The following is an 11566-nucleotide window of genomic DNA, read 5'->3' on the forward strand; positions in this document are numbered from 1 at the left end:
GGTCTCCTTCTTGTTCCTCGTTCCCGTGCGGCTGGACATGTCGCCGAGGACGGCGGCCAGACGGGAACGAGGGGGCGGTGCGGTGGTGTGGCGACGACCGGCGGACGGCCGCTCGTGACGGTGCGTCGTCGGGAAGGGACTGCAAGGTCAGCGCACGGGTGTCGGGGCCTGCGCCGGGGCCTCCCGCTCCTTCTCGGCGGCACGGCTGCTCCACAGGCGCGAGACCGCCTCGGTCACCACTGCCACCAGGACGTTGACCGCCAGGGAGACGAGACCGTTGCTGACCGGACCGTCGTAGATGCCGCCGAAGGTCAGCCAGATGAGGACGGCCTCACCGGCGACAATGCCCGCCCCCGCCGACAGCGCGCGTAGCAACGGGCGCCTGGTCAGGGCGGCGGCCGTCGCCGGGGCCATCTGGGCAAGGCCGCTGTAGGTGAGCAGGAGCAGGTTGGCGAGAGCATCAGGCCGGGCGATACCCAGGACGAGGGCGACCCCGACACCCACCACCACAGTGGTGTGGTTGACGATGAGCGCGCGACGGCGGTCCTGTACACGCAGCACATTGCGGGCCACCATGGTCGACATGCCGAGCACGATGGCGGCGGCCGGGACCATGGCAGTGGCGGCCGCTGCGACGGCCACGACGCCCACGAGCCAAGCGGGCAGTGCCTGGGAGACCAGGGTGAGCAGGACTCCGTTGTTCCCGTTCACGGGAGCCGAGAGCGCGGTGATCGCGACAAAGCCCACGATGATCGGGATGGCCTGAGTAGCGCCGTAGACGGGCATCCAGATGCTGTTCTTACGCAGGGCGCGCTCGGAGTCGGCGGCCATGACTGCGGGCCAGCCGTGGGGCATCGTCATGAACAGCACGCTCAGCAGACTGGTCAGCATCGCGGTGAAGAACCAGACGGTGCCGTGCGGGCCGCTGTACGGGACACTGAGCAGCTCGCTGTGGTGGGCGCGCAGTTCACCGCCGAGGCTGCCGAGCCCGCCATGAAAGTGGGCGGGAACAGCGACGAGCAGGACGATCAGGACGACCAGCATCAGGGCGTCCTTGAAATACGCGGTCCTGGCAACACCGTGGATGCCGGACCACAACACGAAGGCAACGATGAGCACCGAGGCGAGGATCATCGCGGGGGTGCCGAGGTTGTCCTTGCCGGTGGCGAGTTCGACGACCAGGCCGAGTCCGGTGATCTGCAGTTGCAGATAGGGCAGCAGGAAGAGCACGCCGAAGACAGCGGTAACGGTGCCGAGCAGGGGGCTGCGGTAGCGATCGGCGAAGAAGTCACCTTGCGTGACATGGCCGCGTTCGCGCCCGATGCGCCACACGATCGGACTGATGACGTACAGGCCGACGTAGGCGATGGGCAGGTACGGCAGGGCGTAGACGACCGCGACACCGGAGCTGAAGGCGAGGCCCGCGAGGCCCAGGAACGTGAAGGTCGTGTAGATCTCCCCAGCCTGCAGGAACCAGGTGGTCAGAGCGCCGAAGTTTCGGCCTCCGACGCTCCACTCCTCAAGAGTGGCGGCGGGCTTGCGACGGCCCATCATGCCGAGTAGGCCGATGACGACTATGCCGACGACGCAGACGACAAGGACGGTGCTCATCGGCGCTCCTCCTGGAGGTTTTGGGGGCCGGCAGCGAGCGCAGTGCGGCGCCGCTCGACGAAGGCGAGGGCAGGGGTCAGGGCGAGGACCCAGACGACGGACCAGACCAGCAGGGACGGCATGCCGAACCACAAGTGCGGTGCGTTGACGAAAGGCAGCCAGACAGCTGACAGCAGGGCCAGTACAGGCACGGCGGTCAGCAACCACGGAAGGCGCATGGCGAACTCCGAGACATGTCGCGAGTCGGTGGTCGGCTGCCGAGAGACGGACAGCCACCGCGGCGGACGGCCGGCGGCCGTTGCCAAATCACACAAGGAGCTTGAAACTCCTGGAGTGCACCCCATGGATTTCTGCATAATTCATTCAGGAGAGACGCTGCAGTGACCGATTCCGCCACCGGCTTGCTGGACGAGCTGGACCTGTCCCTGGTCAATGCGCTCCAGACCGCGCCCCGCGCGCCCTGGGCGCGGGTAGGAAGGGCCATCGAGGTCAGCCCGGTGACGGCGGCGCGGCGCTGGGAGCGGCTGCGCGCGCAGGGCCTGGTCTGGGTGACCGCGTACGGCGGAGCCTTCGTCAACCACCACCACTGTGTCGCCATCGTCGGCGTGGACTGCGAACCTGGCCGCATCCCAGCGATCTCGGCCGCGCTTGCCGAGCAACCGCAGATCGCCAGCATCGAGCACACAGCGGGCCACCACGACCTGTCCCTCAACGTCATGGTGGACTCGCTGGCAGACCTCTCCCGGCTGCACACCGAGGTCCTCGGGAGACTGCCCGGGGTGCGCGCCACACACAGCCGGATCGTCACCCGGTTCTTCACCGAGGGTTCCCGCTGGGACATTCGCGCCATCAGCCGCGACCAGCGCGAGGCGGTCCGCTCCGGGGCGCCCCCCGCGGTGGGTGACGTCGATCCCGCACCGGCCGAGGCCGACCGGGAGTTGCTGCTCGCACTTGGCGCCGACGGGCGCGCCGGATACGGCGAATTGGCCCGACGTACGGGAATGAGTGAGTCGACGGTGCGGCGCCGGGTGGCGTGGATGGTGCGCACGGGGGCCGCGCTGCCGCGCTGCGAGGTGGCCCACACCTACTCGCCGTATCCGGTGTTCGCCACCTTCCACGCGAACGTGCCCTCCGACGCGCTGGCCCGGGTCGGCCCCGCACTGGCCGCGCTGCCGGAGGTGCGCATGTGCGCGGCGACCACCTCGAACCACAACCTGGTGGTCAACGGCTGGGTGCGCTCCACCCCCGACGTGCTGCGCCTGGAGTCGTACATCGCCGAGCGCTTTCCGGAGATCGCTATAGCCGACCGCTCCCTCACGCTCGGCAATCCCAAGCGCATGGGCTGGATTCTCGACGAGGCGGGGCGGGCAGTGCGGCACGTACCCATCGACCTGTGGCGGCGGCCGGGGGCCGGCTGAGCCACCGGCGTCGGCGCCTCTCACGCCGCGACGAGCCAAAGGGCAGCCACACCAGCACCGGGACGACAGCCACTGGTGAGCTGAACCGGACTCCGTAACGGCCTTGAAGCCAGGCATGATTGCCGCGACGGATGAGAAGCACAGGTCCGATGCCTGCCCCCCGGAAGTTACCCGACGAGCTCCGCGAGCGGGCCGTCCGTGAAGTACAGGCCTCCGGCCGTCCGGTCGCCCATACGGCCCGGGACCTCGGCCAAGGAGTAGCGGCCGCTGAGCTTGTTCTTCAACCTCCGTCTGCGGTGTACGGCGGCGACGGTTGGTTCCAGACCGCGTCAAACCGGCTGATGATCTGCCGGAGTTCGCGGGCGCTTCGAGGTGACATGGCTTGCATCACGGTGCCGAGGAGAGCGCGGGCTTCGAGAGGGTTGCCGCAGCAGTACCAGTGCACGTTGCCCCACTCGTAGTCGTGCCACAGCTCGCGCTCGGGACGGTGGACGCAGTCCTTCCACAGGCGCACGGCCGCGCTGACGTCTCCTGGCTGCAGATAGTTGCGGGTGCGCTCGAGACGGAAGATCTCGGACAGTGCACGCGAGGACAGGCCGTCGATGACTGGCTTTGCATCTCGTGTCCGGTGACGGGAGATCCCGGCCCGCAGGTGTCCTGGCCGTCTACGCGGCATGGACCTTTCGGTTCGTCGTCATGCCGCACATGGTGCCACGATCTCGACGGCTGCATCGAACGGATTCGCTCGCCCGGGGATTCGCCGGACGTACGGGCGGCCTTCGTCTGATCAGGTGTTCCGACCGAGGTGCACGTGACCACGACGAAGGCCGTGAAGGTGAGTCTGCTGCCTGATGCTGTCCGGAGAGAGGCGTTCGCATCGCTGGTGGTCGTCGCCGAGCGCCGGGAGGTCGTGGCCGGCGCGGCGGAGCGGGCGCTGGGCGGCTGAGCAGCCCGGTGGTCACCAGATGTCCGGGGTCGGGATCGCCTGGCTGAAGTCGCCGGCCCGCAGTGCCTCGGTGGGGATCGACCAGTGCATCCAGCCGCCGTCGCCGCCGATGGACCACTCGTCCTGTTCGGACAGCTGGAGCAGGTGGTGGTGGAGGTTCGGGTCTTCGCCGCGCGGCAGCAACGGCGCGTTTCCCGTGGGGAATTGCGGCCGGCCGAACGCGATGTCCTCGGAATCGAGCACGCCCGGCCGTTGCCGCCATTCGGTGAGCAGGCCCTCAACGTAAACATCGGGCATGGCCCTGGCCATGTCGTCGACGTCGGGTCCCAGGTCGAGGGTGTCCCAGGCCGGGTCGTAGGCGTCGGGAAAGGCCAACCCGGGCGACGCCGCCCACGCGACCGGCTCGAAGACGCTCGACCGGGCGGGTGGGTTCGTCTCGAGGGCGTACACGGAACGGGCCGCAATCACTCTCCCCACCTGCGTGTTGTCCCTGCCGGACTTGAACGCCGGCTCGTAGGAGGCGGGATCGCACTGATCAGAGTTGCTGTCGAGGTAGAAAAAGTTGAGCAGACCCGTCCCGGCCGGGAGGAGGCCACCGAGCCAGGGGGCCAGGGCGTCGGTGTCGAGGACGGCGAGCAGGCTCAGCGGAAAACCCTCACAGGCCGGCCAGGGCGTGCCTGGTTCGAGCATCGCCCGGCCGCCGAACCGGCTGTGCCCGGTGCCCTCGCCGGGACCGGCTTCGGTGAGCGCGAAACCGGGCCGGGCGAGGTCGACGAAGCGGGCGGCGAGTTCTGCGCCGAGGCGTTCGGCGCAGAAGTCACGAAGGGCGGAGAGTGTGGTCTCTGGGCTCATCCAGGCATTACAGCACCCGCCTGTGACAGGCGGGACGCCGACAACTTCAAGTGAGACATCCGCGCGGTAGCGCTGCTGAGAGGCGACATCAGCTGAGACTCCACCGCGCCGGCGGCAGCCGGTCGGTGCCCGGTGGGCCCCTGTCATTGAGGACATGAAGGCGCTGATGGCATGTCTCAAGCGCCCCGCGTGACCCAACAGCCATGAACGGGACGCTGAACACTTCCGGGCGGCTTCGTGAAGTCGCTCAGGACCGACCGGTAACCGAACAGTGGATCATTAACGTCCGCTTTATGAAACACATATGCAGAGCAGCCGGGCTCGCCCTCGCGCTGCTGTTTCTCGTGCTGGGCATCGGCGCCCAGGCCGCGTCCGCGCATGTCACGCGCGAGCATGCGGAACTCGTGGTCGCGTCCGGTGACAACGTCACCAGCGGCCGCCTCATCGTGCACAACACCGTCGTGGCTCCCGAGCAGGCCGGTGCGTGGGCGGCCGGGCTGCTCTCGGCTCCCTGCCCGGCCACCGGCTCGGGCGTTCCCGGCGACAACGGCGGCGTACCCGGCGGCGTCGTCATCGAGCTGGCGTGGAGCTGCCGCGTCGACGCGCTCGACCTGAGCCCGCTCATCGACAAGGCCGGACTGACCCAGGTCGTCGTCGAGTTCGACGGCACGGCGGTCGACGCCTCTGCAGCCACCCCGCTCGTCGACGTCCAGGGCGCGCACGCCCTGCCGTCGTTCCCCTGGCTCACCGTCGCACTCGTCACGGCCGCCGGTGTCGTACTGCTGCTCGCCGCCTGCCGACTGCCGTCCCTCGTCCGCGGACTGCGCCGTAACCGGCGGCGCTGGCAGCTGGCGACCGCCGGAGCTGTCGCGCTGTCCTTCCTCGCGCCCCACGCGGCCTTCGCCGACGACAGCGCAGATCCGGTCGACACCGTTGCCGTCGAGGGCACCGTCTTCAAGGACCGCAACGGCAACGGCAAGCGGGACAAGGGCGAGCAGCCCATGCCTGGCGTCGACGTCACCGACGGCGCCATGTGGACCACGACCGGCGTGGACGGCTCGTACAGCCTGCAGATCGACCCGAAGCGGCGCGAGACCGACCTCGTCAGCATCGTCTCGCCCGACGGATACACGCCCGCGCTGCGCAAGGACTACATCCCGCAGTTCTTCCACAAGGTCCCCGAGACCGGCGGCAAGGACGTCGACTTCGCGCTCGTAGCCGACCGCAACGCCTCGAACCCCACCGAGAAGTGGGTCATGAACTCCGACCCCGAGGTCGGCAACCGCACCGACGACGAGGCCCGCGGCGCGCTGCCCCAGTGGACCGGCCAGATCCAGGCGATGTCCGAGGTCGACGGCGCGACCATGCAGATCGCGACCGGTGACCTCACCGTCACGGACTACGCCGCCGAACCGCGCCGCCAGGGAGCGTACGACCTGTTCAGCAAGGGCCTGGAGGAGGGCCGGCTCGGCCATCCCTTCTACCCGGTGATCGGCAACCACGACTTCGGCGGCACGGCGAACTCCCAGGGATACGCCGGCAGCATGGAGTACTACCGCCGCAATCTCGCCCCCGAGTGGTACAGCTTCGACCGCAACGGCCGCCATATCGTCGTTCTCGAGGACAACTACGACGCGAGCGGGCTGAAGCCTCAGCTGGAGTGGCTGCGCCAGGACCTCGCCCGGCACGCGGTCGGCAAGCAGGTGCTCGTCTTCGCCCACCGCTCTCTGTTCACCCAGTGGGGCCCGGGCGCCGGCATGCAGCCGACGATCGACGAGCTCGCCAGGTACGACGTGCGGCTGGTCGCCGCCGGTCACAACCAGCAGGCGGAGTTCCGGCGCGGCGCCTTCAAGCGGTCCGTCGAGATCAACAACCAGGGCACGTACGGCATCGACGGCGCCCACCCCGACTACAAGGTACTCGACTTCAGCCCCATCACGGACAATCCGCGCACGCCCCGCAACGAGGACACCGGCCATGTGACCGGCATCCACCGGCAGTTCGACATCGACGACGACGCCGCACTGGTCAGCCCCGCGCAGGGCAGCGTGCACGGCGCCAAGGCCGCAGTGCCCGTCGAGGTGTACGCGGAGGACGACGGCCGCACGCCCGCCAGGGCGGTGCTGACCGTCCGCAACAGCCGAGGGCACCTGGTGAAGCGTGAGGACATGCGCTTCGGCAAGGGGGCGTCCCGCCCCGGCATCGAGAACTGCTACACCCCGCCCGGCGGCACGCCGGAGCCCTGCCCCGACGCACGCGGCGCCTGGACGCGGGCGAGCGGGACGCTGCGCGGGCTGCGGTCCGGCACGTACACCGCCGAGTCGATCGCGTACGACACCCGGGGCAAGCAGTTCCCCGTCGTGAAGAACACCTTCGAGATCGTGCGCGACTCCGAGCTCGCCAGGCCCAGGACCGGGCAGGACTGGCTGCGGCAGGGCGGCGACGAGGCCGGGCGGTCCGCGAGCGGCGACGAGCCGGGTGCGAAGCTCGACCTCGGGTGGGCCCGCCACACCGGCGAGCAGTTCAACCTCAACGGCTCGGTGGTCGCGGACGGCAAGCTCATCGTCTCGTCCCGCGCCTTCGACTCGCCGTACAGCATGATGCTCGCGTACGACATCGCCTCCGGGCGTGAGCTGTGGCGTACGTACCTGGACGGCGACGCCGAGTCGGCTCCGACGCTCCACGGCGGCAAGGTCTATCTGACCACCGGCGTCGGCCGGATCTACGCGCTCGACGCGGCGAGCGGCCGCATCGTCTGGCAGTCGATCGACCGCGAGGAGACCCACGGGGACACCGTGCGTCGCTACGGCCGCGCGGGCGGACCGGTCAGCGTCTTCGCGCTCGCGGGCGCGGACCACCGCTCGGTCGCCGTCTACCAGGACGCCGACACGGTCCGCTGCCGGGACGCCGTGACCGGCGGGATGCTGCCCGGCGGCTTCGGCGCCGCGTTCTCCTGGGGACAAGCCCACAGCACGGTGATCCGCGAGCCCGGCTCCAACACCGCTTACCTGCACTCCATGTCGAGCAACACTGTCGTCGCCATGGACCTCGCGACCTGCACCCAGCTGTGGGTGAAGGACACCGCGGGCGACATCGACAGCCACTCCTCGCCCGTCCTGACCGACCCGGCCACGGGCGAGCCGAAGCTGGTGACGTTCACGGCGTACGGCGCCCGCGGGCACGACCCGAAGACGGGCGCGGTGACCTGGGAGTCCAAGCTGGGCGGCGGCAGCACCTGTGAGCCGGGGCGCGCCCCGCTCACCAGCCCGGCCGTGTGGGGCGACACCGCCTATGTCGCGGGCCGGGACGGTGTCGTACGCGCCTACGACACGAGTGCGGCCGATCCGTCGAAGCCGCAGTGGGAGGCCACGTCCGGCTATCTGGCGGGGGAGAGCCCGCTGGACGACAAGTGGCGGGTCGCCATGGGCTGTTCGGCCGGTGCCGGTTCGCCGACGATGCACCCGCTCGTGACGAAGTCCCATGTGTACGTCGGGACGTGGGACGGTCGCCTGCTCGTCCTGGACCGGGCGAGCGGGACGCAGGTCGCCTCGTACAACCTCGGCGCGGGAGTGGCCTCGGCCCTCTCCGTGAGCGGTGACTGGGTCTTCGCCCTCACGGACGACGGCACGGTCCACGCGCTCGCCGCACGCCGGAAGTAGAGGGGAAGCATCAGCGTGCGATCACTCCGCACCGGGGTACTGCTCCTGCTCGCCGCCGTCCCCGCGCTGCTCCTGGGCAGCGCGGGGACGGCGCAGGCGCACCCCTTCGGAACCCCTCCCGTCGTGAAGATCGAGGCGGCGGGCACCGCCGTCGACGCGACCTGGTCCGCGCAGCGGAACGACGTCGCCGTCCTGAAGAAGGAGTCCGGCGGTGACGAGTCGGGCTATCTGCGCTCGCACATCGTCGTACGCCAGGACGGCCGCCCCTGCCGTGTCGACCGGGCGGACGGCGTGAAGCTCCACTTCATATGCCCGCGGCCGGTGGACCGCATCGAACTGACGGTCACAGCGCTGACGGACGTCAACCCGGCGTACCGGACGCTGTCGGTGACGGGCACAGGCTCCGGCGGGCTGCACACGGCGCAGGAGCCAACGCGGACACTGACCCTGAAACCGGTGGCCGCGGGGGCCGCCGCGGCCTCACCGGCCGCATCGGGCTGGGGAGCCTGGACAGCCGACCTGACGTCACTGCTGGACCACGGCGCGGCCCTCCCGCCGGCGCTGCTCGTGGCCGTGGCAGTGGGTGCGCTCCACGCCTGCGCGCCGGGGCACGGGAAGTCGCTGGCCGCCGGGTATCTGGTGGGCGGCAGGGGCAGGCCGCGCGACGCGGTGTGGCTGGGCGGGATCGTCGCCGTGATGCACACGTTCTCGGTCGCCGCCCTGGCGGTCGGCTGGTGGCTGGCGGCGAACAGCACGCCGGACATCGCGGCGCTGACGGGGTGGCTCCAGCTGATCGCGGCGCTGGTGGTGGCCGGGGTGGGGGTGAGCCTGCTGCGGCGGCATCTGCGCCGCCGAGAGCCCCACCATCCCCATCACGGGCATGATCACGGACACGGGCATGAGCGCGGGCACAGTCATCACATCCCGGATGCTCCGTCCCTCCTCACCTGGCGAGGTCTCGTCCTTCTCGGCGCGTCGGGCGGCCTGCTGCCCTCGCCGTCCGCCTTCCTCGTCCTGCTCACCGGCCTGCTGACGGGCAAGGTCGGCATCGCCCTTGCGATGGTCGCCGCCTTCGGCCTCGGCATGGCGCTGACGCTCACCGGTGTCGGCCTGATCGTGCTGCGCGGCCGGGACGCGCTGTTGGACCGTGTCTCCCGGTCCCGGACGCTGCGGACGTGGACGCCGAGGGTTCCACTGCTCGCGGCCTCGGCGGTGGTGGCCGGAGGGACGGTGGCCTCGGCGGTTGCCGCAGGCCACCTCCTGGTTCCGTGATCTCGGTAGCTCGGTGAGTTCCCTGGCGTCCGCGTACGGCAAAGGCGCCCCCGTCCGGCCTGAAACCGGGCGGGGGCGACCCGCTCCGGCAGGCCGGATGGCGCGAGACCGGTAACCAGGATGGCCGTGTCTCACCGCACGGACACGTCCACGTCGAACTCCTCATCAGAATGCCCTTGCACCGGCAGCTTCCTGGGGCCTGCCCGTCTGAACCGGCCGCATACCGCAGGCCGAGGCGCCCTCAGCGGTTACGGGGCCGTGCACCTGACGGATGTGCCGTGGGCCCGGAGTCGCGGACTCCAGGGCCACGGCCAGGGACTCTCCCGGGCATTGACCACAGGAGGAGACCCTGGCGGCATCGACTACTGCAGACTGCCGATCTCCTTCAGCCGATCGACGTAGTTCTGGGGTATCCGACCGCTGAGGTCGGGACCGACGTTCAGCAGGAAGAGGGAGTTGCCGGCATTGGCCTTGTGGAGGTTGTCGACGATCTCCTGGGCCGAACGCGGTTGCCCTGTGGACGTGGTGTGGAACCAGGTGCGGTTCGTGTCCAGAGTGTCGCTGCTGTCGGTGGGACGCGCATTGGTGGCCGGAGGCATGCCTTGGACGGGAACCTCGTAGACGATGACGTCCGTCGTCTGCAGCGTGCCCAGGTGGTCGTTGTTGGCCACGACGGTGTGCGGCGAAACCTCATGGATCATGTCACGTACAGGCTGGTAGGGAATCTCGGAGTACGGAACCTGCCAGCCCCAGCCGTCGAACCACAGATAGTCGATCCGGCCGTACTTGGTGAGCAGCTCACGCAACTGGTTCTCGATCAGCTCTCTGCTGTTGCCGTTGTGCCGGTCCCAGATGGAGAAGTACAGGCCCACCTTCAGACCGTTGGCGTGCATGGCGTCGACGTACTCGCGGACGATGTCACCCTTGCCGCCCCGGTACGGGCTGCCCGCGATGTCGTGGTCGGAGTAGGCCGTGTCCCACAGGCTGAATCCGTCGTGATGCTTGGCGGTGAGCACACCGAACTTCATGCCGGCCGACTTCATGGACTTCGCCCATTGATCGGGGTCGAGGTCGGTGGGGTCGAACTTGGCCGGCGAGGCGTTGGGGTCCGCCCACTGTGTGTTGTCATACGTCGACATGTTGAAGTGCATGAACATACCGAAGTTATTGCGCTGCACCCACTCCTGTGCCCCCTTGGACGACCTGATCACCTGGTTGCCGAACGCCTGGACCTCGGCGAGCGCAAGGTAGTTGGTGCCCTCGAGCTGTACGCGTATATAGCGGGCCGGACGGTTGAGAGTGACGTCGGCCGACGGGCCGTTCACCGTACCCACTTTCCAGGAGCTCACGCCCTCCTGTGCGCGAGCCTCGTCGAGCCCCCCGGCCTTGATGGGCTTGTCGGACACCAACACCCAGAAGTTCGACAACCGGTCGGTGCAGCAGTCGGAGCGATTCCACACGACCACCTTGTTGAGCTTCCGCTTCTCACCGAGATCGGTCTGCCACCAGGGCTGTTTCTCCATCGCCGTGTGCGAAATCGAATTCTGTCCGTAGTCGCCGTTGTGGTTGCCGTCCGTGGCCCGCTCGGCCGCCCCGCCGTACGCGGTGCTGCTCTGCGTCGCGGGGGCACCGAAGGCGAGGTCCCGCGGCTCGCTGCCGGCCGGCGGAAGGTCGTCCTGCGCTGTGGCTGCGGCACTGAAGTCCCCTGCGGCCAACAAACTCACCACAGTCAGAACGCTGACCAGAAACGTCTTGACGGAACGCGTCATGCCTACCTCCTGATAGAGATCTCTATATGATTCTGAGGC

General features: G+C 69.1%; 9 protein-coding genes. 4 read left to right on the top strand and 5 right to left on the bottom strand.

Features of this window, described 5'->3' with window-relative positions; all coding sequences use genetic code 11:
• Window positions 1-147: 147 nt before the first annotated feature.
• Complete coding sequence (locus ACGFU7_RS21860) at window positions 148-1611, bottom strand: sodium:solute symporter (RefSeq protein WP_393697674.1); 1464 nt, start codon at window positions 1609-1611, stop codon at window positions 148-150.
• Window positions 1608-1829 (bottom strand): hypothetical protein, encoded by a 222-nt coding sequence (locus ACGFU7_RS21865; protein WP_393697675.1) that lies wholly within the window; start codon window positions 1827-1829, stop codon window positions 1608-1610. The genes ACGFU7_RS21860 and ACGFU7_RS21865 overlap by 4 nt, the downstream gene beginning before the upstream one ends.
• A gap of 162 nt (window positions 1830-1991) precedes the next feature.
• Here ACGFU7_RS21865 and ACGFU7_RS21870 point away from each other — a divergent pair, with 162 nt between their 5' ends.
• Window positions 1992-3029, top strand: a complete 1038-nt coding sequence (locus tag ACGFU7_RS21870) for an Lrp/AsnC family transcriptional regulator (RefSeq protein WP_393697676.1) — start codon at window positions 1992-1994, stop codon at window positions 3027-3029.
• Window positions 3030-3309: 280 nt separating this feature from the next.
• On the opposite strand, the gene ACGFU7_RS21875 is transcribed toward ACGFU7_RS21870, so the two are convergent.
• Complete coding sequence (locus tag ACGFU7_RS21875; protein WP_393697677.1) at window positions 3310-3705, bottom strand: hypothetical protein; 396 nt, start codon at window positions 3703-3705, stop codon at window positions 3310-3312.
• Between the two features lie 135 nt (window positions 3706-3840).
• On the opposite strand from ACGFU7_RS21875, the gene ACGFU7_RS21880 reads away from it, so the two are divergent.
• On the top strand, window positions 3841-3975 hold the full coding sequence (locus tag ACGFU7_RS21880) for a hypothetical protein (protein ID WP_393697678.1): 135 nt from the start codon (window positions 3841-3843) through the stop codon (window positions 3973-3975).
• A gap of 12 nt (window positions 3976-3987) precedes the next feature.
• Here the strand turns inward: ACGFU7_RS21880 and ACGFU7_RS21885 are convergent, their stop codons facing one another.
• Entirely contained in the window at window positions 3988-4827 is an 840-nt protein-coding gene (locus ACGFU7_RS21885; RefSeq protein WP_393697679.1) for a DUF1963 domain-containing protein, read from the bottom strand.
• 293 nt (window positions 4828-5120) lie between these two features.
• Between ACGFU7_RS21885 and ACGFU7_RS21890 the strand changes: the two genes are divergently transcribed.
• Both ACGFU7_RS21890 and ACGFU7_RS21895 read left to right on the top strand, forming a co-directional pair.
• Window positions 5121-8486 (top strand): PQQ-binding-like beta-propeller repeat protein, encoded by a 3366-nt coding sequence (locus tag ACGFU7_RS21890; protein WP_393697680.1) that lies wholly within the window; start codon window positions 5121-5123, stop codon window positions 8484-8486.
• Window positions 8487-8501: 15 nt separating this feature from the next.
• Window positions 8502-9758: a sulfite exporter TauE/SafE family protein gene (locus tag ACGFU7_RS21895; protein ID WP_393697681.1), complete on the top strand. Its 1257-nt coding sequence runs from the start codon at window positions 8502-8504 to the stop codon at window positions 9756-9758.
• Window positions 9759-10120: 362 nt separating this feature from the next.
• On the opposite strand, the gene ACGFU7_RS21900 is transcribed toward ACGFU7_RS21895, so the two are convergent.
• A complete protein-coding gene (locus tag ACGFU7_RS21900; RefSeq protein WP_393697682.1) occupies window positions 10121-11527 on the bottom strand; it encodes an alpha-L-fucosidase in 1407 nt (468 codons plus the stop codon).
• Between the last annotated feature and the right edge of the window lie 39 nt (window positions 11528-11566).

Source organism: Streptomyces sp. NPDC048473 (genome assembly GCF_043200155.1).
Classification (GTDB): Bacteria; Actinomycetota; Actinomycetes; order Streptomycetales; family Streptomycetaceae; genus Streptomyces.